Annotated in this window: 18 protein-coding genes; 8 read left to right on the top strand and 10 right to left on the bottom strand. The window is 54.8% G+C overall.

The window, feature by feature from the left end; genetic code table 11:
* Nucleotides 1-4: 4 nt before the first annotated feature.
* Nucleotides 5-952, bottom strand: coding sequence for a DUF2156 domain-containing protein (locus ACJ77P_RS08455; protein ID WP_408997991.1), 948 nt, complete (start codon nucleotides 950-952; stop codon nucleotides 5-7).
* Complete coding sequence (locus tag ACJ77P_RS08450) at nucleotides 949-1,362, bottom strand: GNAT family N-acetyltransferase (RefSeq protein WP_367359051.1); 414 nt, start codon at nucleotides 1,360-1,362, stop codon at nucleotides 949-951. Before ACJ77P_RS08450 ends, ACJ77P_RS08455 begins: the two co-directional genes overlap by 4 nt.
* 209 nt (nucleotides 1,363-1,571) lie before the next feature.
* Here ACJ77P_RS08450 and ACJ77P_RS08445 point away from each other — a divergent pair, with 209 nt between their 5' ends.
* From ACJ77P_RS08445 to ACJ77P_RS08435, 3 genes are all read left to right on the top strand, one after another.
* Nucleotides 1,572-2,213: an adenylate kinase gene (locus ACJ77P_RS08445; protein ID WP_408997990.1), complete on the top strand. Its 642-nt coding sequence runs from the start codon at nucleotides 1,572-1,574 to the stop codon at nucleotides 2,211-2,213.
* A gap of 22 nt (nucleotides 2,214-2,235) precedes the next feature.
* Complete coding sequence (locus ACJ77P_RS08440; RefSeq protein WP_408997989.1) at nucleotides 2,236-4,209, top strand: ATP-dependent helicase; 1,974 nt, start codon at nucleotides 2,236-2,238, stop codon at nucleotides 4,207-4,209.
* 900 nt (nucleotides 4,210-5,109) lie between these two features.
* Nucleotides 5,110-5,676 carry a hypothetical protein gene (locus ACJ77P_RS08435; RefSeq protein WP_408997988.1) on the top strand — a complete coding sequence of 189 codons (567 nt, stop codon included), beginning with the start codon at nucleotides 5,110-5,112 and terminating at the stop codon, nucleotides 5,674-5,676.
* A gap of 317 nt (nucleotides 5,677-5,993) precedes the next feature.
* On the opposite strand, the gene ACJ77P_RS08430 is transcribed toward ACJ77P_RS08435, so the two are convergent.
* On the bottom strand, nucleotides 5,994-6,410 hold the full coding sequence (locus ACJ77P_RS08430) for a DUF2177 family protein (protein ID WP_367359055.1): 417 nt from the start codon (nucleotides 6,408-6,410) through the stop codon (nucleotides 5,994-5,996).
* 434 nt (nucleotides 6,411-6,844) lie between these two features.
* Between ACJ77P_RS08430 and ACJ77P_RS08425 the strand changes: the two genes are divergently transcribed.
* Complete coding sequence (locus ACJ77P_RS08425; RefSeq protein WP_367359056.1) at nucleotides 6,845-7,948, top strand: MBL fold metallo-hydrolase; 1,104 nt, start codon at nucleotides 6,845-6,847, stop codon at nucleotides 7,946-7,948.
* Between the two features lie 10 nt (nucleotides 7,949-7,958).
* Here ACJ77P_RS08425 and ACJ77P_RS08420 read toward each other — a convergent pair whose 3' ends face one another.
* Complete coding sequence (locus ACJ77P_RS08420) at nucleotides 7,959-9,155, bottom strand: FAD-dependent oxidoreductase (protein WP_367359057.1); 1,197 nt, start codon at nucleotides 9,153-9,155, stop codon at nucleotides 7,959-7,961.
* A 470-nt stretch (nucleotides 9,156-9,625) separates the two neighbouring features.
* On the opposite strand from ACJ77P_RS08420, the gene ACJ77P_RS08415 reads away from it, so the two are divergent.
* On the top strand, nucleotides 9,626-9,838 hold the full coding sequence (locus ACJ77P_RS08415; protein ID WP_408997987.1) for a hypothetical protein: 213 nt from the start codon (nucleotides 9,626-9,628) through the stop codon (nucleotides 9,836-9,838).
* A gap of 45 nt (nucleotides 9,839-9,883) precedes the next feature.
* On the opposite strand, the gene ACJ77P_RS08410 is transcribed toward ACJ77P_RS08415, so the two are convergent.
* From ACJ77P_RS08410 to ACJ77P_RS08395, 4 genes are all read right to left on the bottom strand, one after another.
* Nucleotides 9,884-11,773 carry a histone-lysine N-methyltransferase gene (locus ACJ77P_RS08410; protein WP_367359059.1) on the bottom strand — a complete coding sequence of 630 codons (1,890 nt, stop codon included), beginning with the start codon at nucleotides 11,771-11,773 and terminating at the stop codon, nucleotides 9,884-9,886.
* A gap of 103 nt (nucleotides 11,774-11,876) precedes the next feature.
* Nucleotides 11,877-13,652, bottom strand: coding sequence for an aspartate--tRNA ligase (gene aspS / locus ACJ77P_RS08405; protein WP_408997986.1), 1,776 nt, complete (start codon nucleotides 13,650-13,652; stop codon nucleotides 11,877-11,879).
* Nucleotides 13,653-13,658: 6 nt separating this feature from the next.
* Nucleotides 13,659-14,924, bottom strand: a complete 1,266-nt coding sequence (hisS, locus tag ACJ77P_RS08400) for a histidine--tRNA ligase (RefSeq protein ID WP_408997985.1) — start codon at nucleotides 14,922-14,924, stop codon at nucleotides 13,659-13,661.
* A gap of 107 nt (nucleotides 14,925-15,031) precedes the next feature.
* Nucleotides 15,032-17,500: a DNA internalization-related competence protein ComEC/Rec2 gene (locus tag ACJ77P_RS08395; protein ID WP_408997984.1), complete on the bottom strand. Its 2,469-nt coding sequence runs from the start codon at nucleotides 17,498-17,500 to the stop codon at nucleotides 15,032-15,034.
* A 163-nt stretch (nucleotides 17,501-17,663) separates the two neighbouring features.
* Here ACJ77P_RS08395 and ACJ77P_RS08390 point away from each other — a divergent pair, with 163 nt between their 5' ends.
* Complete coding sequence (locus tag ACJ77P_RS08390) at nucleotides 17,664-19,370, top strand: two-component system sensor histidine kinase NtrB (RefSeq protein WP_408997983.1); 1,707 nt, start codon at nucleotides 17,664-17,666, stop codon at nucleotides 19,368-19,370.
* A 20-nt stretch (nucleotides 19,371-19,390) separates the two neighbouring features.
* The gene (locus ACJ77P_RS08385; protein ID WP_408997982.1) at nucleotides 19,391-20,761 is read left to right on the top strand and encodes a sigma-54-dependent transcriptional regulator; all 1,371 of its coding nucleotides are present in this window, start codon (nucleotides 19,391-19,393) and stop codon (nucleotides 20,759-20,761) included.
* Between the two features lie 3 nt (nucleotides 20,762-20,764).
* On the opposite strand, the gene recJ is transcribed toward ACJ77P_RS08385, so the two are convergent.
* Together recJ and ACJ77P_RS08375 are read right to left on the bottom strand one after the other, a co-directional pair.
* Complete coding sequence (gene recJ, locus ACJ77P_RS08380; RefSeq protein ID WP_408997981.1) at nucleotides 20,765-22,465, bottom strand: single-stranded-DNA-specific exonuclease RecJ; 1,701 nt, start codon at nucleotides 22,463-22,465, stop codon at nucleotides 20,765-20,767.
* A gap of 199 nt (nucleotides 22,466-22,664) precedes the next feature.
* Nucleotides 22,665-23,099 (bottom strand): universal stress protein, encoded by a 435-nt coding sequence (locus ACJ77P_RS08375; RefSeq protein ID WP_408997980.1) that lies wholly within the window; start codon nucleotides 23,097-23,099, stop codon nucleotides 22,665-22,667.
* A 460-nt stretch (nucleotides 23,100-23,559) separates the two neighbouring features.
* Between ACJ77P_RS08375 and secA the strand changes: the two genes are divergently transcribed.
* Nucleotides 23,560-26,076 (top strand): preprotein translocase subunit SecA, encoded by a 2,517-nt coding sequence (gene secA / locus ACJ77P_RS08370; RefSeq protein WP_408997979.1) that lies wholly within the window; start codon nucleotides 23,560-23,562, stop codon nucleotides 26,074-26,076.
* Nucleotides 26,077-26,103 lie beyond the last annotated feature (27 nt).

Here is a 26,103-nt window from a genome sequence, read left to right as displayed (position 1 = left end):
CGAGTCAGATTCCTGCTCTGTTCCGCAGCGACATTTCGTAGGACCGGATCAGTTTCACCGGATCATAGGATTTTTTAGAGGAAGCAAGTCCCGGGACCCCCATGTCACTTTCCTTGTTGATGAACTCAACCCCTCCAAAAAGATGTCGGGCGCATTCCTGATCGAGAAACTGGTAAAGCCCCCTGACGTGCGCATCGGCCTTTTCAACGTTGAGAATCTTCATCGAACCGGTCAGGGTCGTGGCGATTCCAAAGGCGAGGATCTCTCCGTCAATCCGGACGGCGATCCCCTGGGCCTCCAGGAATTCCAGGTACTCCAACAGAATGCGGCTGGCTTGGCTTTCCAGGGCGAGATTGGGGTTCTCTTCCGGATGGCAGCGATTGTTCTCCGCGCACCAGCGCTCCAGAAAAATGAGGGCATCGGGAATATTGGCGGCCGAGAGGGCTTCGACGGCTGCCCGGCCCGTTTCCACGTACATCTTGCGGAATTTCGAGATATGGTTCCGCTTTGACCGGTAACGGTTCCCCCTGAGCTCGACAAGATCCGTTGTCCTGTAGACGTAATCGCTGTAATCCGGCTGTTCTGTCAGGGAAAACCGATCGAACACGGTGGAAGCGCCGAAATGATCCACATAATTTTCAGGAACGAAGCAAAGCGTGGGAATGCAATGGCGCCGGGCGATATCCTCCAGTTCAGGCGGCGTCACGTCCCGGGCGGGGGAAAGGGGCAGCAGCAGGCAATCGCGTTCCGGCTCCCTGAGAAGCATCCCCCCCATTTTCAAGAGGAGAAGATCCTCCTCCAGGAGGTAATAGGTTGGATTGGCCTCGCTGTTCCAGGCGATCAAGGAGGGCAGGGAATAAATCGCCAGGGGAAACCTCAGGGACTCAAAAAACGGCTTCAGACGAGGAAAATCCGCCAGGGAAAGCAGCTTGAACGATTTCGATGACATCATGATTTTTTGAATAGCATGGGGGTTGAGTCCGGTATGGGTTCAAAGCCGAAGGGGGTATAAAAAGAAGACGAATTCCGTTCGGCGATCAGCCCGATCCAGGAGAGGCCCTCTGCCTGAAGGCGGGCCAGGAGCATTTTGACCAGGCAGGTGCCGATCCTGCGATGACGATAATCGGGATGCACCGTCAGGTCCTGAATGTAGGCATCGTTGGCGCGGTCACTGATAGCCCGGCCCATTCCCACCAGGCGCTGACCGTCCATGGCGGCAAGAAAGAAATGGCTTCCCGAGATCATGCGGGCTGCCAGGAGCCGGTTCGGCTCTTCGGGCCACCAGCCGGCGATCCGGTACAGGTCGAGGACCTGATCTAAAAGCTCCGCTTCAGCATTTTCAACGAAGGAATATCGAATCATGAGAGCCGGGCTAAGGCGAATTCGGGGAATTCAGCCTGTTCCTTTCAGCCATAGTCCGGCAACTATAGAAAAGGTCCGCCGGGTAAGTCAAGAATTAATGCCTCCGCGGACCTCTATTTCCTTGACCCTGCGCGGGTTTTTTCCTATAGTCCCAACCCTGCGATCGACCTTAACGGTCGTCGTTAAAACACGAAGGAGGTTATTTCGACATGAAGATCATTCTTTTGGGAGCGCCGGGGGCCGGCAAGGGAACGGTGGCCAAACTGTTGACCGATTATGACGGATCCGTTCAGATTTCCACCGGGGATATCCTGCGTGCAGCCGTCAAGGAAGGCACCGATCTGGGACGGGAAGCAAAAGGGTACATGGACCGGGGCGATCTGGTTCCCGATGGGCTCATCATGCAGATGATGGAGGTCCGCCTTCAGCAGCCGGACTGCGAAAAAGGGTTCATCCTGGATGGTTTTCCCCGCACGATACCCCAGGCCGAGGCCCTGAAGTCGCTTCTTGAGAAGCTTCACATCCGTCTGGATTTCGTCGTCAACCTGGAAGTCCCGCGGGACGTGATCCTTGACCGTCTGACGACCCGGAGGACCTGCTCCAATCCCGATTGCCAGGAAATCTACAACATCAAGAGCAACCCCCCCCTGCCCGACGGCACGTGCAAAAAATGCGGAAGCATGACGATCCAGCGGGACGATGAAACAGAGGAGGCCATTCTCAATCGCCTGGAGACCTACAATTTAAAGACGGCTCCCCTGATCGGATTCTACGAGAAAGAAGGACTGATCAAGACCTTTGCATCCGTCAACAGCGCCGACACGGTGGAAGCGGTTAAAAAGGCCCTCTGAGTTTTTTACGGAATGTTCCGCCATGATCAACTACAAGAAAGAACTGAACGAAGAGCAGTGCCGGGTTGTATTGGAACCGGGTGGTCCCATGCTGGTGATTGCCGGGGCCGGGAGCGGAAAAACCCGAACACTGACGTACCGGGTGGCCCGGTTGATCGAAACCGGGATAAAACCCGAGCGGATTCTCCTCGCCACGTTTACGAACAAGGCTGCCCGCTCCATGCTCAACCGGGTGCGGGAACTCGTTCCCGTCGATCTCAGCCGTCTGCTCGGCGGAACCTTTCATCACAACGGCCACGTCATGCTGCGGGCCCATGCCGAACGGCTGGGCTATTCGCGGAATTTTTCCATTCTGGATACGGAGGATGTTCGGCAGCTGATTTCCACCTGCATCGTCGAGGCGGGCATCGAAACGAAGGGGACGAGTTTCCCCAAGGCCAATGTCCTTTACGGGATGTTGAGTCTGTCCGCCAATACGGCGCTTGATCTTGCCACGATTCTAGAGGAGCGCTATCCCTTTTTCAGTCACCGGAGGGAAGAGATCGGGAAGGTGGCCGCTCTCTACGATCTGCGCAAACGCCAGTCCTCTTTGATGGATTTCGACGATCTCCTCCTCAACTGGCGCCGACTGCTGCTGGAATGTCCCGACGTCCTGGAGCGTTACAGTGAACGGTTTGAACATCTCCTGGTGGACGAATACCAGGACACCAATCTTCTCCAGGCGGAGATCATGGATCTGCTGGCTTCCCGGCACCGCAACATCATGGTGGTGGGAGACGACTCCCAGAGCATCTACGCCTTCCGGGGAGCCAATTACGCCAATATCATGTCCTTCCCGGAAAAGTATCCGGACTGCCGGATTTTCAAGCTGGAGACCAATTATCGCAGCACCCCGGAAATTCTCCACTTAGCGAACCTCTGCATCGTCAACAACGAAAATCAATTTGCCAAATCCCTGCGCGCCGTCCGCGAAGCCGGTGTGCGGCCTGTGGTCGTCCCCTCCCGGAATGCCCTGCAGCAGGCCGAATTCGTCGCCCAACGGATCCTCGAGCTTCATAGGGACGGCGTTCCCCTTTCGGAAATGGCCGTCCTTTACCGGGCCCATTTCCATGCCATGGATGTTCAGATGGAGCTGACCCGCCGGGGAATCCCCTACGAAATCCGCTCCGGCGTCCGCTTCTTCGAACAGGCCCATATCAAGGATGTCGTCTCCTATCTGCGGATCCTGGAAAACCCCAGGGATGAACTGGCCTGGAAACGGCTTTTGGGTTTTTATCCGAAGATCGGGAAGAAAACGGCCGAAAAGATCTGGAACTTTCTCGCCGCATCGGACAAACCGCTGGAGGCTGCTTTAACGGAAGGGTTTCTGAAGGCCGCTTCGAAATCGGCCAGGGACGGATTGGTGCGTTTTCAGCAATTAATGGCGGATCTCGGGGGCGAGAATGGGGATGCGTCGTTTCTTCCGGGCCTGGTTGATCGAATTCTGGACAGGGGCTATCGGAAGTATCTGCAGGAAACGTACAGCGACGGAGCTTCACGCGAGGACGATCTGGAACAGCTGGCGGAGTTTGCCGGCAAATTTTCTTCTCTCGGGGATTTCCTGAGCGAACTGTCCCTCCTGACCAACATGGATGCCGACGGGCGGGAGGAAACGGACAGCGGGGAGGCAGCGGAGAACAAGGTCGTTCTGAGCACCATTCACCAGGCCAAGGGACTGGAATGGTCGGTGGTTCTGCTGGTGGGATGCGCCGAGGGCATGATTCCGCTGGATCGGGCGCTGCGGGAGGAGGGCGGCGAAGCGGAAGAGCGGAGGCTGTTCTACGTGGCCGCCACAAGGGCCAAGGATTATCTCTATCTCTGTTATCCCCAGACCGCCTCATCGGGGTGGACCGGGTTTTCCAACCTCAGCCCTTCGCGGTTCATCAGGGAACTGATCCCGTCTTCACGGAAGAAGGAACTCCCCTTTGAACACTGGATTGTCGAGGAGCACTGGTAACCTCCTCTCCGCTTATTCAAATCCCGAATAAAGACGGTTCATCCAGCTAATGAACTTTTAATCTCTTTCTTCCTCCTGCCATGAGCGTGGGACAGTTTCAGCCAGGACCTCAATCGTAGGCACCGGTCTGAGTTTATCCAGTGGAATATACAGACCGCGGATATCGTGGGAGATCACATGGTGACATATCTCCGTGGTCTTGACATCCGCGTGGCCGAGGAGTTCCTGATGAAGCGGATCGTGACGCCGTTTTCCACTATGTGTGCGGCAAAACTGATGCGCAGCGCGTGACATCCCACTTTTTTGACAATCCCGACTTACTCTGCAGCCCGTTTGACGGCTTTCTGCAACGCGGATGGGTTTTATCGCCGAAGTAATGGATATAACGAAGAATCCGTTAACAAGAGGTCTGCTCTGTGCGATATGCATAGTGGTGATATCTGAGGACTTCACGGACTTGAGCCATTAACTTCAGGTTCGGATTTGGGTTTCTTGATAAACTTCGCGCGGCGAAATATGAAGTTCCTTTTATCATCTATGCAGGTTCGCGAGCCCCTCAGTATGTAGCGGAAGTGAAACGCCACGGAGCCTTGGGTGCGACCGATAGTCCGCAGGAACTGTTCAACATGGTGTTAGCGGCAATGGGGTGGAACGTATCATCTGGGATAGACAATACTTAGCGCCAAACCGGTGAGCTGAGTCATTCGAGAAAGAAAGGGGAGAGATGTGAAACATATGATCGCAGCGGTTGTGACGTTCGTTCTGGCAGTGTCGTGTTTCGCGTAGACCGATAGTACCAAGGCGGGCGCGACGGATACAAATGTTGTCGCAGTTGTCCTCGGGAAGAAGATCACCGCAGCGGAAAAGGACAAGCTCAACGAACTCATATTTGACTCACTCTTGCAGCAGTTCGCCACGGAGAATAAGATCGAGCCGACAGAGGAAGAACTGGACGCCTTTATTCTGAAGATCGAGGAGAAGGAGAGGCAGCACCAGATCAAGATGGATGCGGACAGGAAGAAGCTGATTGAGGAACTCAAAAGCTCATCCCTGTCAGATCGAGAGCGTGAGCAGAAGGCCTCCCATCTGGAGTCAATTGAAAGCAACCTGAAGGCGATGCAAGAGATGAATGAGCGGACCAAGGGGATGGAAGAAGAGATGCGCCCCATGAAGCGCGAAATAGCGCAGCAGATCGTCAAGTTGTGGATGATCAACAAGGCCTTGTACGAAAAGTACGGGGGACGAGTCATCTTTCAGCAGGCTGGTGTCGAGCCACTGGACGCATATCGGGATTTTCTGAAGGAACAGGAGAAGAAGGGTGCATTCCAGATCATCGACAAGCAGTACGAGGCGGGGTTCTGGCGCTACTTCACGAATGACGCCATGCATACCTTCTACGAGAAGGACGACGGTGCCAGGTTAATCAATACCCCTTGGTGGATGATGGACGAACCGCCGGAAGAATAGCGTTGTCGAACCAGTAGGTCCGGCTGTCGCTGCACCCCACCGCTCGTTCCCCGCTCTGGGGGCAAAGGGTATCTGGCCTTTTCGTTGGGTTTTAAAGCATGGTTTATCAATCTTCGCACAAGCTTAAATGCTCTTAACTATTTGTTCATTAACAAGAAATGGTGCCATATCGTCGGTCAAGTAGCCAACGCACCCCATCAATTGGCGTAAGGTTCTTAAAAAAGCGTTCGATCAAAGATTGAATCAACTTACTGGTCATTTCCGGAACATTTGCCAATGCCTGTTTCAAATTTATTCAAATCTGATCCAATATCCAATCATAGAAGCCTTCGCGCCAGATGCCCGACAACAAAGCCGGAGATTCCGCAGGCGGCCATGCCCCAAAGCATATCTACAATCGTCATGGAAAGGCGCCAATCTTTCAAGAGAGCGTAATTTGTGAGATCATAAACTCCATATACAACAAGACCAAAAAGGCCCCCCCAGAGGACACCCTCAATACCGGTTCCTGTTCTCGGAATCCTCGGCAGAACGAAAAGGATCAAACCAAGAACAATGAGCATCCAAACAAGGATGCTGGCGGGGATGTTCGGGCTCATGCTTCCTCCCGTCATCCTGGACAAGGGTCCCAATTGCAGCCGGTAAAAATTCTTCATGATCCCTGCAATCCAGATGAGATCAACAACGATGAAAATAAATAGGCTGATGACATAAAGTTTTACATAGGATAACATCGGCATAACCATCCTTTCTTTGAAGTGAGGTCAAATAACCTTTGCCGGCTGAATTGACATAGATTTGCTTCAAATATAAGGTCCTTGATCTGAAGAGTCAACATTCGAGAACCTCAAATCAAACGAACAGGTCGCTTCCTTTTCATGGAGGCGGGAGGGGGATGGTCCGGCAAGAAGATTTATCTGAAAAAACTGAAACAAGAGCAGAAGGAGGAGCTCATTCCGGAGATCTGATGGTAGTGCGATTATTCCCGTTAAAACGTCAAGGACCGTCTGGTCGTTTATTTCAGCGCCGAGAACGTCTTGCCGCTGATCGGAAGTCAGGAGGCCCGTTGATCACCGCTAAGCCAAACGACCTGTTTCGGGATCCTTTAGGAAGGAGGAAAAGAAGAAATGGGGCAGGGAAACCACATCGAATCAGCCCATCTGAGCGCATGAACGTTTCTAATCGAAAAACGGTCTCTGCGGCTGCGATCCTTTTGCAGGCCCTGCTGCTGGCTTCCTGCTTGCTGCCTGTCAGGCCCTTCGATGAACAGAGGTGGTGGGCGCAAGTGGAGTCTGCAGACCCGGCGCTTCTCTATGCCCCGCATCGGGAAGACGGACGCTATTTCAATCCCTGGATGCCCATGGAGAAGGGTTTCCGTGATTTCCTACGCTGGCAGCTCTCCGAAAGGACCCTCTATGCTCCGGAGGAGGAAAAGGAGCTTCTCGATGTTTTATTGGACCTCTCTGATCGGATCCGGTCAACACCGGGCGATTTTATCGCCTGGATCGGTCATTCCTCGTTTCTGATCAGAATCGATGGGGCATACTGGATTACCGATCCGATCTTTTCGGAGCGGGCACTGCTGCCGAAACGGAAAACCCCGCCCGGTCTTTCCCTTGATGTGTTTGCGGCCCTGCCCGGAAAGAAAAACGTGCTGATTTCCCACAGCCATTACGATCATCTCGATTCCGAAAGCATCCGACGTCTCCCCGCCGACACTCGGATCTATGTCCCCCTGGGACTCAAGGCTCTGATGAATGGCCTAGGAAAACAGGACGTGGTGGAAATGGACTGGTGGCAAACGGTTTCCTGCGGCGACCGCTGCCAGGTCGTCTGCCTTCCCGCCCAGCACTGGTCGAGAAGGATCACGCAAAACACTAATACCACCCTATGGGCGAGTTTTCTGCTGGTGAGTTCCGACAGGAAAATCTATTACGGCGGCGACAGCGGATACTTTATCGGCTATCGGGAAATCGGACGCCGCTATCCCGGCATTGATTACGCCCTGTTGCCCGTCAACGCCTATCACCCACGCTGGTTCATGTATTATGCCCATATGGATGCCCGGGAGGCCCTCGATGCATTCCGCGACCTGGAAGCACGTTACTTCATCCCGACCCAATGGGGTACCTTCCGGCTGGGAGACGAACCGGTCGGGCAGGCGCCTTCTGCGCTTTCCAAGGCCGCGCAATTCAGCGACACCGATCCGGCCCGGATCATCGTCATGGGCATCGGCCAGCTTTTGCCTCTAGGCAGTCGAGATCCAAAGTAACGAAGGGCTTTTATCCCTTTACCGCCAGAAACCACTTCAACAGATTCTTTGATAATCTGACACGTTCCCTCCAATTCAGCACCTGCAAACCCTTTTTGAAGTTGAAAGCGTTGCCCTCTTGGAAAAGAAGCGTCTTGTAATTGAACGTGCTCACCGTCTTTCTTTTTTCTGTCTCAATTTCCTGTCGATAAAGCCGCCCCGGGGATACCCCTTGACGAATGCTCTCGAAGGAAACACTCCCAGCTATCCTGCCCGATGCCAAGGCAGATGAAATACCTTCGCCGAAGAAATTCAAAAGCCCGCTTGCCTCTCCGGAAACGAGGATGCGCTCTGAACCGAAACAAAACAATCCCTTTGGCGCTGCATAAGTGACCCTGCACCCGAGCCGCCTAATCAAACACGCCTGTTGGATGCCGATTCGCCTCCAAAGATGTTCCTTAAATCTGGCCATGGCCGAGGTGGCCTTGTCTTTCGGCTGGGCGACAACTTCCATCACCAGCAGGCCGTCTTTGACATAAGCGGATGGGTACAAAGAAATTCCAGGAAAGGCAAAAAAATGGAATAAACCGGGCTCAAGATGACACTCGCAGGCATAGGTTTCCTGCAGGGCAACATACCAGGTCAATTTCGCCGTTAATGACGGATCAATTTGCTTCACAGTGCGTGACGCACCGCCATCAGCGGCAATCAGTATTCGACTGTGAACTTCAAGAAGCTCTCCATTCGATTTGATGCAGAGGAGATCGACGCCATCAATGCCCTCTTTAAAGGAGAGCATCTTTGTTTCATCAAGAACTACTGCCTGTGAAGACTTGCACAACCATGCATCGAGACGATCCCGCCAAATCATCAATCCCTGGATTGGTATATCTCCCGCGTTGCCGCTCGGAAAATGCATCCGCATGGCATGGACGTGAGATGGGGAGGCGAAGACATCCTGTGCCATGTCGCCAAAATGTTCCGAAAGAGTTCTGATTGAATCCGGCACGAGGATACCCGAGCATGCCTTGTGGCGTGGGATTCTTTTCTTCTCCAGAATGACTGCTTTCAATCCCCTTCGGGTGCATTCGCGGGCAGCCGAACATCCTGCCGGACCTGCGCCGACGATAGCGACATCACATTCAATCATGGGGCTTAATCCGCCATATACAAAAATAAAATACCTCGTTGCCCTTAAAAATCTGGATGAAAGATGTTTTTTGCTCAAAAAAACCATCCTCAACGAGGAGCACTGGTAATCTTCTGTCAAATCGTTGCCTTTCCAGAGCTCCCGTGCTATTTGAAGATCGTCAGGGCACCGTTCACAGAAGCTGCAAGGTGCTTGTAAGAAACCGCGTATCTGTTGATTCGTTTTCCCGCAACGGCAAAGGAAAGCGTGGGGGAAGAGGAACTCTGAAAAACGCGGGTGTTCATAGCGGGGGGCAGATGTCCATTCGTACGTGCAGTCAATGCGGAAAAGAGACAGACAGCGGATCCACGGCCTGTCCCCAATGCGGAAGCCCTATCAGGCCTTCTTCAGGGGGGATATCCAGGTACCTGCGAGGGATTGCCTTTTCCGCCATCGGGGTCGTCTTGTTTGTCATTGTATTTTCGATCATTCACAGTGGAAAATTTGCCGCAACATCCTCCAAACAGGATCGGGAAACAGAAGCCGTTCAGGTGTCCCAGCAATTCATCATGAGAAAGTTGAAAGCGCCATGGACGGCACAATTTCCATCACCTGCTCAAACAAGGGTGACCAAGGGAGAAAACGACCAATACACCGTAAACTCCTATGTAGAAGCCAGAACCTGGGAAGGAGCCATTCAGCGGAAGAATTATGAATGCGTCCTTCGCTATGAACCGGAAAAAGGCCGCTGGCATCTCGTCAAGCTTACCCTGGAGAAGTGAGGGGACGCGAAAAGAATCGATCCGGCCGCCGCTGTTGAATTTAAGCTACATCCAGCGATCGGACTTGTACTTTGCGTCATACTCCGCCTTCAGGGCGATCTGGGTCGCTTCGGCGATATACTCCGGTTCCTTGACGAGGTCTTCCACCTTGATGTCCACGCCGAAAATCCCCACCATCTCGTCGTTGTCGTCCGTAATAGGTTCGGAAACGGTGAAGCAAAGGGCGCCGGTCATCTTGGAGATGTAGAAATCCGTGACGTGCAGTTTTCCTTTACGCATCGGTTCGATAAACCACTCGCGGTCGGACTGGTCCGTGCCGACTCCGTAATTCTCATATTTGGCCCGATCGACGAAATTCGTGATGTTCTTAGTGGTTTTCTTTCCGTTCATGTCGACGACATAGGCGAACTGGATCGAAGGATACTCTTCGATAAACCGCTGCATCACGGGCTCCTGAAGCTCGGGCTTCATGGTCTTCATAGCCGGATCGTCGATGATTTTGCGAAGGACGGCAATGGCGGCCTCCGCAGCCTGGAATTTGATCCGTTCGAGATCGGACATGAAGAGTTCCGGCAGATATTTGCGGACCTTCGCTTCCAGCTCCTCGGAAGAGATCGTTGTCATGCGCCCGTCTTCGTATTCCTCGTTGATCCACTTGTTGATCTTGGAAATTCCCGGATGCCGCTTGTCGATGGCGCTGTCGCCGGTCAGGCCGAAGTGCGAATTAATCCAGTAGGCGATGCCCGCTTTTCCGGACTTGTCGGTCACCATCGGGACGATGGGACGCTTCAGGATCTTGGTCGTGTCAAAGATGTTGTAGATCTCCTCGTTCTTGATGAGGCCGTCGGCATGAACGCCCGCCCGGGTCACATTGAAATCCGAACCGACGAAGGGGAAATTGGCCGGAATCTTGAAATCGATCTTATTCCGGAAATACTGAGCAATGTCGGTAATGACCGTCGTATCGATCCCGTTGGTCCCTCCCATGAGGCCGATGTATTCCATGATCAGCCCTTCGATGGGCGGATTGCCCGTCCGCTCACCAAGCCCGAGGAGGGTGGAGTTGGCGGCGCTGCAGCCGTAGAGCCAGGCGGTGGTCGCGTTGATCAGAGCCTTGTGGAAATCATTGTGGCCATGCCATTCCAGGAGATGCCCGGGGACGCCTGCATCGTCAATGAAGGCCCGGACCAGCTTGTCAACGCTGCGGGGCAGCGAGGCCCCCGGATAGGTCACCCCGTATCCCATGGTGTCGCAGAGGCGGATCTTGATGTCGATGCCGCTTTCCTCCCGGAGCTTCATCAGCTCGAGGGCGAAGGGGATGCAGAAGCCGTAGATATCGGCCCGGGTGATGTCCTCAAAGTGGCAGCGGGGAACAATCCCTGTGTCGAGAATGGCTCTGACGATGTCAAGGTAATCGTTGAGGGCTTCACTGCGCTTCTTGTTCAATTTCAGGAAGATATGATAATCGGAAACGGAGGTCAGAATCCCCGTTTCCTTCAAGCCGGCCTCTTTGACCAGGGGGATGTCCTCCTTGGCCGCCCGGATCCAGCCGGTGATCTCCGGGTAGCGGAGTCCAAGGTCCTGGCATCGGGCGACGCCTTCCTTATCCTTCCTGCTGTAGAGAAAAAATTCCGTCTGGCGGATGATCCCGTTCTCTCCGCCCAGCCGGTTCATCAGCGAATAGAGGTCGACGATCTGCTGGACGGTGTAAGGCGGCCGAGCCTGCTGCCCATCCCGGAAGGTCGTATCGGTAATGAAAATTTCTTCGGCCGGTTGAATGGGAATAATCCGATGGTCGAAGTCGATCCGGCTGACCTCTTCATAGGGAAAGACTTCCTTCTGCAGATTCGGTTCGTCCACATCCCGCAGCTCGAAGCGCCAGAACCGGGTATGCTGGTGATTCAGGACTCTTTTTTCGGGATTCCATTTTGCCATGTCTTAAACTCCAAATCATAAAAGTCTCTCTGCAGAGACAGTTCTCCATGCACTTATATTCTAAAATATAAGAGGTTATTATTGGATGTCAATCGTAATAATTCTAGACAATTTTGAGGGACAATTCCATCAGCTGTTCGATGCTTACCTTGGAAGGAGCGTCCGTCATCAGGCAGGTAGCCTTCTGGGTCTTGGGAAAGGCGATCACATCGCGAATGGATTCCGCACCCGTCATCATCATGATCAGCCGGTCCAGCCCGAAGGCGATCCCCCCGTGGGGCGGCGTTCCATATTCCAGGGCATCGAGGAGAAATCCGAATTTGGTGCGGACCTCTTCGCTCTGGAGGCCCAGGGCCTCAAAGATGAGAGACTGGATCTCTTTTCTGTGGATCCGGATGCTTCCTCCACCAACCTCGGAGCCATTGAGGACGAGATCGTAAGCCCGGGCCCGCACTCTGCCCGGGTTCTCCCGAAGCTGCGGAACATCCTCCGGGACCGGGGACGTGAAGGGGTGGTGGGTTGAGACGTAGCGCTTTTCCGTATCGCTGAATTCCATGAGGGGAAACTCGGTGATCCAGACGAAGGCAAACTGGTCGGGGTCGATTAAATTGAGCTTTCTGGCGAGATGAGCCCGCAGGTTCCCGAGGGAATCGGTCACCACGGCAGGCGTATCGGCGACAAAAACCAGGGCGTCGCCTTCAGCGGCCTCCATTTTCGAATTGATCTTGGAAACTTCTTCCGCCGTCAGGTATTTGAAGATCGGTGACGTCCATCCCTCGGCGGTGATCCGGGCCCAGGCCAACCCCCTGGCCCCGTAGATGGCGACAACATTCTGGAGATCATCAAGATCTTTCCGTGAGAGGCGCTTCCCGTCGGGGATGCGGATGGACTTGATGACGCCGCCGGCGGCGACGACATCACGGAATGCCGTAAATCCCGTATTGGCCAGGATGTCGGTGAGGTCTCGGAGTTCAAGGCCGAACCGGACATCGGGGTTGTCCTTGCCGAAGCGGCTGATGGCATCCGCATAGGAAAGGCGGGGGAAGGGCAGGGAGACCTGCCGGTTCAGGCAGCGGGAAAAGAGGCGCGCCATCAGGCCTTCCATGATTTCGATGATGTCGTTTTCCGTAATGAAGGACATTTCCACGTCGATCTGCGTAAATTCCGGCTGGCGATCCGCCCGGAGGTCTTCGTCACGAAAGCATTTGACGATCTGGTAATACCGGTCGAAGCCGGACACCATGAGCAGCTGCTTGAAGATCTGCGGCGACTGGGGAAGGGCGTAGAAGCTCCCCTTGTTGATCCGGCTGGGGACCAGATAGTCCCGGGCGCCTTCCGGGGTGCTTTTGGTGAGAAAGGGGGTCTCGATTTCAATAAAGCCCTCTTCCTGGAAATATTGGCGCGCTTCCGCCGCCACCCGACTCCGAAGCATGATGTTTTTCTGCAGATGCGGTCGGCGCAGATCCAGGTAACGGTACTTGAGCCGGACGTTCTCCGAGATGTCGCTGTCCGTCTCGAGGCTGAAAGGTGGGGTCTGCGATTCGTTGAGGATTTCCAGTTCCTCGATCATCACCTCGATGGCTCCCGTCTTCATGTCGGGATTGATCATTCCTTCAGGACGACCGCGAACCGTTCCCCGGACGGCCAGGACATATTCGCTGCGGATCTTGTGGGCCTCGCGGTGGGCATCGGGGCTGAATTCCGGGTTGAAGACGATCTGAACAAGGCCTTCACGGTCTCGAAAATCCACAAAAATGACCCCGCCGTGGTCCCTGCGGCGGTGCACCCAACCCATGAGAATGACTTCCGAATCGAGTTGATTGGTGCCCAGATGTCCACAGTAATGCGTTCTCTTCATGGTCGTTAGAAAATCCGACAAAGGTCGTTACCTCTCTTTTATAAGATTCAGAATGTGCTGATCCAGATCATCAAGGGAAACGGTCTGCTGAGTTCCGGTTTTCATGTCCCGCAGCTCGACCTTCCGTTCTTCGATTTCCCTGTCCCCAAGTATCAGCGTATAGGAGCAGTTCAACCGACCCGCCTTTTTCATCTGGCTTTTAAGGCTTTTAGACGAAAATTCCTGCTCTGCGTAAATCCCTTTCAATCTCCATTGATTGCACAGGGTAAAGGCCAAATTCCGGGCCTGTTCCCCCAGGGAGGCCAGAAAGATGTCCGGTGGGGGCGCAGAAGCGGACTCCGGCACCTCCAAAAGGGCAAGCAGCCGTTCAAACCCGACGGCAAATCCAATGCCGGGGATATCCGGGCCGCCCAGTTCCTGGACAAGGCGGTCATAGCGGCCGCCGCCGACCACGGCATTCTGGGAGCCCAGATGCTCCGTTGTGACTTCGAAGGTCGTCTTCGTGTAGTAATCCAGCCCCCTGACCATTCCGGGATTCACCGTGTAGGGTATGGCGAATTCCTCCAGGGCGGAAGTCACCTTTCCGAAATGCTCCCGGCAGTCTCCGCAGAGAAAGTCGCCGAGGTGAGGCGCGCCGCGAATGATCTCCTGGCACTCTTTCGACTTGCAGTCGAAAACCCGGAGGGGGTTGGTGCCCAGGCGTCGCTTGCAGTCGTCGCAGAGTCCCGCCTCCTTTCCCTGAAGAAATTCCGTAATGACGTTCCTGAACGCGGGACGGCAGGACGAACACCCCAGGGAATTCAGCTCCAGGCTGACCTTCTTCAGGCCGACTCGGTCGAGAAAGTGCATGAGCATGAGGATGATTTCCGCATCGGCCCGGGGATCATCGAGGCCCAGCAGTTCCGCATCGATCTGGTGAAACTGCCGGAACCGGCCTTTCTGAGGCCGTTCGCGGCGGAACATGGGGCCGATGGTAAAAAGCCGCGTTACCGCCTGGGCATTGTGGAGCGAGTGCTCCAGGTAGGCCCGGATAACGGAGGCCGTTGCCTCCGGCCGCAGGGTCAGGTACTCGTCCCCACGGTCCAGGAAGGTGTACATTTCCTTTTCAACGATGTCCGTGGATTCGCCGATTCCCCTCTTGAAAAGGTCGGTTTTTTCCAGGACGGGCAGGCGGATTTCCCTGAACCCGAAACGGGAAAAAACTTCCCTGGCGACGTTCTCCACGAAGCGCCACTTTTCCGTTTCCTCGGGCAGAATATCCTTAAACCCTTTAACTGCCGTAATGATTTCCATTTTTATAAACTCTACCCAGCCTTATTTTAAGGCCAAGATGCTTAACATAGAACGTATTGGATGACAATGAAATTATGTCATTTTGCCTCATGAACAACGGTGGTTTTCTACTCCTTCCTGAACCCTTTCACCAGCAGTTTTTTTCCGTCCGTCGACACGGTGACCGCCCCCTGCTTATCCGTGCGGAAGATCCTGGCCCCGGCACTCCGGTATCTCGCCAGAACTTCCCCATGGGGAAAGCCGAAGACATTGTCAGGACCGCAGCTGATCACGGCAATCTGCGGCTGTACGGCGTTCAGGAAAGGAAGACTGCTCGATGAGCGGCTCCCGTGATGTGGGACAAACAGGACCGCGCTGCGGAGATCCGATGAGCGGCTGAGGAGATGCTTCTCCTCGTCAGCCGATATGTCGCCGGTGAACAGCAGGTGCACTGTTCCATAGGTCAGCCTCATGACCAGGGACTTTTCGTTGAGATTTCCACCGGAGGGGCTCCTTATTCCCGGATTGAAAAGTTCAATCCCGACCTTTCCGACCTTCAGGAAGGTTTCCCGGTCCCTTATAATCCGATGGCGGATGTTCCTGCGCCGGATGATTTCCACAAAACGGCGATACGCTTCCGAATCGTCGCCTTCCCCGCTGGACCACACTTCTGAAACGGAAAAATGTTCCAGGATAAAGGGGAGGCCACCGAGATGATCGACATGGGCGTGGCTGAGCACAACGATGTCGATCTTTCGAATTCCCTCGTGCCAGAGAAAGGGGGCGACCACGGAACGGCCGACGTCAAATCCGTCACCTGGGACTCCACCACCATCCAGGAGCATCGTCTTTCCGCCGGGAAAGCGGACGAGGGCGGAATTGCCCTGATGGACATCGATGGCGGTTACCGTGAGCCCCCGGTCCTGAAAAGGCCGGAGATACTTCCAGGCCAAGGAAGCCGAAAGGGAAATCAGTATGAGGACGAAGAGAATCCGGAGCCGTCGCTTTCTCTCGTCCTGACCGGGAACGCCCTGCCTCCTGTCCATAGAGATCAGCGCGACGGCGCAGAGAAGAAGGAGATAGAACAACCCCAACTGCCAGAGGGAAGGGGTGCAGACGTAAAAGGAGGCCCCGGGAAGGGAGGCGAAGAAGTCGACGAGGAAAAGGGAGACCTTGACCAGCCAGGCGGAGCTCGAAATCAAGAGGCCGGCCAGGAGCTCTGAAAAGGGGCTGACGGCGATGACCAGCATGCTCAGCGGAAGGGCCAGCAGACCGAGGATCGGAACCAGGACCGCATTGGCGGGAATAACGAGAAGGGAGACCCGGTTGAAGTAGTAGGCCAGGATGGGCAATGTTCCCAGGGTGGCGCTTATCGTGGTGATCAGAAACAGCCAGACCTGGCCCTGAATTTTGTTGATCCGGAGCGCCGCCGGTGATGAGCGCGGCAACGGCTGGACCTCGTGGCGATGCCCGGAGAAAAGGGGGACCATCAGGATGATGGCGGCAACGGCGGCGAAGGAGAGCTGGAAGGAGAGATCGAAGAGGGCTTCGGGGGAGACCGTCAGGATCAGCACAGCCGCAGCGGACAGGGTATTGATCATGTCCTGCCGACGGTCCAGGAGCACGGCGATCATGAACACCATGGCCATGAGGGTCGCCCGCAGAACGGACATGCCGGCGCCGGCGACAAAGGCGTACAACAGGACCGGCAGGAATGCTGACACAAGGGACAGCTTGATGACGTTAAAGCGAAGAAGAAGATATTCCGATCTCTTGAGAATCCAGCGCATCACCATGATTGTCCACAAGGCGATCAGCCCGACATTGAAACCGGAAACGGCAAGGATGTGGGACGTTCCGGTCAGATTGAACTTTTCCAGGATGGGCGGCGGGATTTCCCTCGAACTGCCGAGAATCATCGCGGCAAGAATCGTCCGCTCCGGATAGGGGGCATGCCTGTTAACCAGGTCGCGTATGTAACCCCGGAATATTTCGAGCGAGTATCGTATCGGATTTCCCTGGCCATGCCGCAGCACAATCACCCGGGATGCGTCGTTGACGAAGCCGGCAGAGGAGATCTTTTCAAAGCGCAGGCGCCTTTCATAATCAAAACCACCGGGATTGTTGAAGTTATGCGGTTTGTGCAGGCGGGTGCCACAGCGGATGACGTCTCCGTATTTCAACGCCTGCTGTCCCTTGACGGTCAACAGAACCCTGTCCGATACGGGCTTGTGGATGCCGCCCGCTGAGATGCCCGTTGCCTGCAGGACAAGCCTGGTTTTGTCCGGGGCGAATTCCGGTGATTCGCAGATGATTCCCTCCAGGATCGTGCTCTTTCCCCGTTCCTGCAGGGAAAGGATCGCGGAAGAGGGGGAGGAGGGCTCGAAGCGCAGAATGTTGAGGCTCCCCTGAAGAAAAAGGATGGCCGGTACAGCCAGAAGGATCAAAAAGGGTTTTTTCAGGCGGACGCCGGCAAGAAGAAGGGCGAGAAGGAGAACCAGGCAGATCAGGAGGTGGAATGCCGGGGGAGAAAAAAACTCTCCGGCGAGAATGCCGGAAATCAGAGCTGCCAGAAGGAAAAGGAAAGGCCTTTGCATGTGTCAGGGTTGTCTGCCCAATCGGTTGAATTTATCGGATCTTGGCACTGTCAATGACGATAGAATTCCCCGACGGGATCTTCGAATAAGTAAATCCTGAAGCGGTATTTTCCCTTGAGAAGAGAGGAGCCGCTTTTTATTGAATCCTGCAGAGAAACCGGCCTTGCAGAAGAAAAATATTCTCCACAGATTACACTGGCTGATTCTATCCCGGATCGTTGTCGCCACGATTCTCCTGGGAATATTTGTATTCTTTGATCTCAAGCAAACTTCATCCCACCCGGGAATCCGTTTTCAGCCGTTCTACAGCCTGATCCTCGTCACCTATCTCCTTTCCTTTGTCTATGTCTTTCTCGTAAAAATCGTCAAATCCTGGTTGGTGTCCGCCTGTCTTCAGGTGGCATGCGACGTCCTGCTGATCACCGTCCTTGTTCACCTGACCGGCGGGGCCGGAAGCGTCTATTCCGTTCTTTATCCCATGGTCATTATTTATACGGTGATTTTTTCCGATCGCCGGGGCGGCTTTCTCGCAGCCACCGCCTGCAGCCTTTTCTATGGATCCCTGCTGCTCCTGGAATTCAACGGTTTACTGGAGCGCACCCCTTCAGAGCTGATGATGGAAACCCCATGGAATTCCGGCTACATGTACTCAAGGATCAGCATCCATGCCCTTTCCTTCTACATCATCGCCTTCCTGGCCAGCTTTGTCATCGAGCAGGAAAAAGCGGCCCGAACCCTCCTGGCTGAAAAGGAGAGCGCCCTGGACAAGCTTGACATGCTCCATCGGAGCATCATCGAATCGATTGACACCGGCATCCTCACCGTCAACCTGGAGGGTCGGATTCAATCGTTCAATCAGGCGGCGGCCAGGATCACCGGGCTGCCTGTGGAGAGCGTTCTGAACCGGGATGTTCAGTCCGTATTTCCCGAGTTCAACGCTCTGAAGGAGCGCTCTTCCCGGATTCAGTCGGCAAACGGATCGGAGAGGCGGATGGAGATGAGGATCAGGAGAGGGGAAAAGGAGGACCAGATTCTTGGCTGTTCTCTCTCGGTACTCAAGGGAAGCCGGGGAGAACACCTCGGGCACATCCTGATCTTCCAGGATCTAACGGACATCAAAAAAATCGAGGCGGCTTACGAAAAAAGCAGGCGTCTCGCCTTCGTCGGCGAAATGGCTGCAGCCCTTGCGCATGAAATTCGCAATCCCCTTGCCGCCATCAGCGGCTCGATCCAGATGCTGAAGAAGGATTTGAAGCTGGATCCCATGGACGAGCGGCTGATGAAGATCGTGCTGCGCGGCAAAGATCAGCTCGAAAATGTCATGAAGGACTTTCTCCTCCTGGCCCGGCCGGCGGCGGGAAACAGGGAATGGATGAACCTGGACGACCTCATCGAGGAGATTCTGGAATCTCTCGTTTATCTTCCGGACTGGACGGATAACATCACGGTCGAGAAGAACCTTTCCGGAGGCGCCATGCTTTATGCAAACAGGACTGAAATGCAGCATGTGCTGTGGAACCTGATTGTCAACGCCCTGCAGGCCATGCCCTGCGGAGGGCGCCTGTCTGTCGGGACAGGCACGGCGACGTCCGATTCGGGGGAGGATTTCGTGGAGGTGCGGATCGGGGACAGCGGTGAGGGCATCCCGAAGGAGATCATGGAGAAGATCTTTCAGCCTTTCTTTACCACGAAGGAAAAGGGGACGGGTCTGGGGTTGGCGATTGTGGGCAGGATTATTGAAAACGGCTCGGGAACCCTGGCGGTGGAAAGCGAAAGAGAGAAGGGCACCCTTTTCCGCGTCTGCCTGCCGAGGAGCCGGGAAGTTCAGAACACCCCCCTGCGCCTTCTGGAAAACAGCCGGGCTGCCTGAGATTTCAAGGGGGAGGAAACATGGCGACCATTCTTGTGGTGGATGATGACAAGGGGATGCGGGAGTTTCTCGATATCATGCTGACCCGTGAAGGATACGACGTCCGCTGTGCGTCGAGTGCGGCGGAAGCGCTCACCTCGTGCAGAAAGCGCTCCTATGACCTGATCCTGACGGATCTGAAGATGCCTAAAATGGACGGTCTGGAGTTTCTCAAGGCGGTCAAGGAGATATCTCCGGAATCTCTGGTCATCCTGATTACGGCCTATGCCTCCGGTGAAACAGCCGTCCGGGCGATGAAGGAAGGCGCCTATGACTACATCGAGAAGAATTTCAACATCGAAGAATTCACGTCGACCATCCGCAACGCCCTGGAATCCAATGGCCGGATGCGCGATGACGCCAAGTTTATCCGGGATATGGAAAACGCCGCATCCTTTGGGGAGATCATCGGCAAGAGCAGGGAGATGCGCAAGGTTTATACCCTGATCAAGAAGGTGGCCGAGACGACGGCCAATGTCCTCATTCTTGGAGAAAGCGGAACAGGCAAAGAGCTTGTCGCCAAGGCCATTCATGCGCACAGCCCGCGGAAGGAGAAGCCCTTTATCGCGATCAATTGCGGAGGCATACCTGAAACCCTGCTGGAGAGTGAATTGTTCGGCTACATGAAGGGTTCCTTCACCGGCGCCTATGCGGAAAAGGCCGGCCTGTTCGAGATTGCCCGGGGAGGGACGGTCTTTCTTGATGAAGTGGGGGAGTTGCCCCCCGTTCTGCAGGTCAAGCTCCTGCGGGTGGTCCAGGAGAAGACGTTTCTGAGAATAGGCGGAACGGAAAGCATCCGGGTGGATGTCCGGATCATTTCGGCGACGAACCGAAACCTGGAAGAGATGATCCGGAAGGGAGAATTCCGGGAGGACCTCTATTACCGCCTGAACGTGATTCCGGTGCGCATTCCGCCCCTTCGGGAACGAAGGGAGGACATCGCGATCCTCACGCGGTATTTCATTGAAAAATATGCCCGGGAATTCGGGAAGGGCATCCGGAATATTTCCAATTATGGACTCGAACTCCTCATGGACTATTCCTTTCCGGGCAATGTCCGGGAGCTGGAGAACATCATTGAAAGAAGCGTGGCCCTGGAGCAGTCCAACATCATCCTTCCCGAAAACCTGGTGATTTCCGGGGGCCATTCGGCGGAGCAGGGCGACGGCGTCAGTAACTCGGGACCGTTTCCGGATCAGGGAATCAACCTGGGTGCGGAGATGGCACGATTCGAACGGGACATGATCGAGAGAGCCCTGGAAAAATCCAGCGGCTCTAAAACAAGGGCGGCGGAGCTTCTGCAGGTGAGTTTCGATTCGCTGCGCTACCGCATCGAAAAGCTGGGGATGTGAACGTCAGTTTTCTCTGATCTTGATATCCTTCATCTTCAGCTGAATGTCCGAGGAGCCGTTCCAGTAGTTGATCTGCGGCGTAAAGGCGATGTCGAGGAAGGAATCGTGAAGATCGCGGATAAAATGGCCCTGGCTGAACCAGATCGAATTTCGGGACACACCGGATTGGGATACACGCATCCGGAGATGATTCTTCCCAACGATAGCCGGGGACAAGGCGTTGACATTCCTCACGCAGAGGACCGGTTCCGGGTTCCGGCTTCCGAAGGGGGCCAGCAGCTCCATCTGGGACAGCAGTTCATGGGTGATGTCGTTCAAGTGGCATTGAGCGTCAATGACCGTTGCGGAGACGAAATCCGACTTCTGCACATTCTCCCGGACGATTTCATCGAGAAGATCGGAGAATTGTTCAATATCCTCTTCAAGAATGGAAATGCCCGCCGCGTAACGGTGGCCGCCGTAGGAGATCAGGTAGTCTTCACATTCCTTTAATCCCTGAAAAATGTTGAAATTGGAGATGCTTCGCCCCGACCCCTTGCCGACTCCGTCCCTCAGGCTGATCAAAATTGCCGGACGGTCGTAACGGTCGGCGATTTTTGACGCCACAATTCCGATGACGCCGGGGTGCCATTTGTCCGATGCCATGACGAAGGATGTTCTGTTGCTGGAATCGATGGTGCTGTCGATGTGTTCGACAATTTCGTCCAGGATGGCCTTCTCCAGGGCCCTCCGCTTCCGGTTGTAGCTTTCCAGCTTCAAGGCCAGTTCCCTTGCCTCGGTTACCGAGTCGCTCAAGAGCAGCTCAACGGCCTCTTCAGGCAATCCAACCCTGCCGGCGGCATTGATCCGGGGGATCAGGCAAAAGGAGGCCTTTTCGGAATCGACCGTCGAATCGTCAATTCCGCTGATTTCTTTCAGCGCGCGGATCCCGGCTCTTTTGCCCTCTGTAAGGAGCTCAAGGCCCACCCGGGAAAAGATTCGATTCTCATCAACCATGGGGCAGATGTCGCCGATTGTCCCCAGGGCGACGAGATCGAGGTACTCCTTCAGATTCGGGTAGGGCTTGTCGCGCCAGAAGCCGTTCTTCCGGAGGCTCCCGCGAAGGGCGATGAGGAAATTGAAAACGATGCCCACGGCGGCAAGGTGCTTCAGGGGAAAGGTGTCATCGGGCCTTTTGGGGTTGATCGAGGCGACGGCATTGGGCAGAGGCCCGGAAACCTCGTGATGGTCCAGGATGATGGTATCCAGCCCAAGGGAAGCGGCATAGAGAACCTCGTCGCGGTCGGAAATGCCGCAATCGACGGTGACGATCAGTGAAGCACCGCTGTCCTTGATCCTGTCGATCGCCTTCCGGTTCAGGCCATATCCCTCCTCGATCCGATCGGGTATGTAATAGCCGACGTCGGCCTGGATCTCCCGCAGGAACTTGACCAGGACAGCGACGGAGGTTATCCCGTCGGCATCGTAATCGCCGTAAACGATCACCTTTTCTTTCCTGAAGACAGCCGAAATCATCCGATCGACTCCGAGGAGCATGTCCTTCATGAGAAAAGGGTTATGCAGGTCGTGAAGGGAAGGGTGAAGGTATTTTCGGGCCTCGTCGGGTGTAAGAATGTGCCGTCCGGTCAGGATGGATGAGATAATCCAGTGGATTCCGAGTTCTCTGACAAGAAGATTCCGCTCTTCCTCATTGCCGTCCGGCATAATCCAGTTTGTTGTCGGTAAACAGTTTCTAAACATGATCGGCTAATTGGAAAAGAGAAGGGTTATTTGGGAAGACCACAATATAAACTGGTAAATGATAGTCAGGTTTTTTCCGATGTCAAGGAAAAGGTTGCCCCGGATGGAGCGGACGCAGGAACGAGGTGCGCCGCTTGAGCGCTGCGCATCCTGCCCGGTGGTCTCAACGCTTGACGACGAGGACCGGCTTTCCGGCCTTACGGATGACCTGCTCGGATACGGATCCCAGGAGCATTTCCTTGACGTTGCTCATGCCATGGGAGCCGATGACGATCATCGATACCTCCTCTTCCGCCGCCGCTCGAAGGATCTCCCTGAAGGGAATGCCCTTTTCGATCCTGACACGGCTGTTGATCCCCAGCCCGCTGAGTCGCGCCGCTATTCTGTCCGCCTCCTCCCGTGCGGATATTTCCTGCTTTTCGCCCAGCAGAGAAAGGTCCAGGAGGGAGTAGACCTCGGGAATGTGGAGGCTTCTGGTGTCAACGACATGAACGATGACGACTTCCCTCACCCCGGCCTCTCTGAGGGTGAGGAGATATTCCAGGGCCTTTTTGGAAGTGTCCGAAAAATCCGTTGGATATAGAATCTTCTGAAACATTCTTTTTCATCTCCTTTCCGGCATCATCCCGTCAAGACGCCCAGGGTAACAGGGTCCCTGATGGAACGGCATTCCTTCAGCATTGAACGATGTGCCTATTTTTCTCACATTCCCTGCTGTTTGTCGAATTTTTTATCCGCCGGATCGGACAGTGGGAGGCGTCGGGATTGGAAATCAGTCTTGAGGGGCATCCCGGCTCGACGGGAGCCGGGGGACTTAAGAGAACATGGCACATGAGTTGTATGATGGCTGGCAATATGTTGTCCGCCGCAGTCCTGATTCGTTTGAAAACGAATAAATCCGAGGCGTAATCGGATCGCTTGATCCCCGGTGCCTGAGAATCGGGGGGCGTGGGCTATCTGATGAACGGTTGACATCCTAGCAAAATGGTGTATGAAAAGCCGGTAAACTATAAACTGACCAGTGAAGTCAGTATTTCCCAGCAGAAAAAGGTTGACCTATGTTTGCATCCGTACTGAAAAAGATTGTCGGTACAAAAAATGACCGAGAAATAAAGAAACTTTCGGCAATCCTCCGTGAAGTCAACGATCTGGAGTCTTCCATTTCAAAATTGAGCGATGAAGACCTTCAGGCGAAGACGCCTTATTTCAAGGAGAAGCTGGACAACGGTGCCTCCCTGAGCACGATCCTCCCCGAAGCCTTTGCCGTTGTCCGCGAAGTAGCCAGCAGGACGGTGAAGATGCGCCCCTTTGACGTCCAGATCATCGGCGGCCTGGTCCTTCATGAAGGCAGAATTGCCGAAATGAAGACGGGTGAAGGAAAGACGCTGGCGGCCACGATGCCCCTTTATCTCAATGCCCTGGAGGGGAAGGGCGCCCACCTGGTCACCGTCAACGATTATCTGGCCCGTCGCGATTCCGAGTGGATGGGGCCGATTTACAACTTTCTCGGCCTTTCCGTCGGTGTGATCGTCCACGGTCTGGATGACGACGAACGGCGGGAAAACTATGGCTGCGACATCACTTACGGCACGAACAACGAGTTCGGATTCGATTACCTGCGCGACAACATGAAGTTCGCCATCGAGGATTATGTCCAGCGGGACTTTCATTACGCCATCGTGGACGAGGTGGACAGCATTCTCATCGACGAGGCCAGGACCCCGCTGATCATTTCCGGCCCCTCGGAAGAATCGACGGACAAGTACTACCGGATCAACCAGGTGATTCCCCGGCTTCGGAAGGACACGGATTACAGCATCGATGAAAAGAGCCGGACGGTCGTCCTGACGGAAGAGGGCGTGGCCCGGGTCGAGTCCCATCTCAAGGTTTCGAATCTCTACGAACCCCGTAACATCGATACCTTGCATCATGTCAACCAGGCCCTGAAGGCCCACACGCTCTTCAAGCGGGATGTGGATTACCTGGTGAAGGACGGGCAGGTCATCATCGTGGATGAATTCACCGGGCGCATCATGCCCGGCAGGCGCTACAGCGATGGGTTGCACCAGGCCCTGGAGGCCAAGGAAAAAGTAAAGATCGAGCAGGAAAACCAGACGCTGGCCTCCATCACGTTTCAGAATTTCTTCCGGATGTATTCCAAGCTGGCTGGGATGACGGGGACCGCCGATACCGAAGCCGCCGAATTCAAGAAGATCTACAACCTCGATGTCGTGGTGATTCCCACCAACATGCCCATGATCCGGGTGGATCATACCGATGTGATCTATAAAACGGAAAAGGAAAAGTTCACGGCGGTCATCGAGGAGATCAGGGAGCTGCACAAGGTCGGGCGGCCGGTTCTGGTGGGCACCATTTCCATTGAAAAGTCGGAGCTTCTCAGCAAGTACCTCAACCAGACCGGGATTCAGCATCATGTTCTCAATGCGAAGAACCATGAACGGGAGGCCGAGATCGTATCCCAGGCCGGCCAGCGCGGCCAGGTGACCATTTCCACCAACATGGCCGGACGCGGAACGGACATCAAGCTGGGTGAAGGCGTCGCGGAACTGGGCGGCCTGCACATCCTTGGTACGGAGCGGCACGAAAGCCGCCGCATCGATAACCAGCTCCGGGGACGTTCCGGCCGGCAGGGGGACCAGGGCTCTTCGCGCTTTTACCTCTCCCTGGAAGACGATCTGCTTCGGATCTTCGGCGCCGAAAAGATTTCCTCCATCATGGATAAGATCGGCATCGAGGAAAACGAGCCCATTGAGCACAAGCTCATTTCCCGGGCCATTGAAAATGCCCAGAAACGGGTTGAAGGTCAGAACTTCGACATCCGCAAGCATCTGCTGGAATATGACGACGTCATGAACAGGCAGCGCCAGGTCATCTACGAACAGCGGAAGAGCGTTCTGAAGGGGGACAATCTGAGGGGGGACCTTCAGGACATCATTGAAGAGACGGTCGAGGATCTCGTTCCGGAGTATGTGGATGACAAGAAGCACCCCGACGAATGGAACCTCAAGGGTCTGGAGGAAAGGGTCTACTCTCAGTTTGCGCTGAAGATGGATCTCGGCGGCGACGACCTGGGGAGCGGCCAGGATATCGAAGAGAGGATCATTGCCGCCGTCAACGATCTCCTGAAGAGGAAAGAGGCGGAGTTCGGGACCCCTCTGATGGATTATCTCATCCGCATGATCAGCCTGCAGTCCATCGATATCCACTGGAAGGATCATCTGCTGGGCATGGATCACCTGAAGGAAGGCATCGGCCTGCGCGGGTATGGCCAGAAGGATCCGGTCCGGGAGTACCAGAAGGAGGGATATGACCTCTTCATGGACATGATTCAGCGGATCAAGGAAGACACGGTCCGAAAGCTCTGCCTTGTCCAGATTCAGCGGGAAGAAGAGGTGGAGGAGATGAGGGAGCAGCAACGGCAGGATTACATCATGAACCGGGGTGAGGATACCCCTGCTGCCGCAACGGTTCGCCGTAAGACCCAGAAGGTGGGCCGAAACGATCTCTGTCCCTGCGGAAGCGGGAAAAAGTACAAAAAGTGCTGTGGGGCATAAGGGCCGGCGCTGAGAAAAAACCGGGGG

This window comes from Syntrophus buswellii (assembly GCF_046097065.1).
GTDB lineage: Bacteria > Desulfobacterota > Syntrophia > Syntrophales > Syntrophaceae > Syntrophus > Syntrophus buswellii.
The sequence above is the reverse complement of the archived record's forward strand: the minus strand, read 5'-3'. Positions and strand labels throughout refer to the sequence as shown.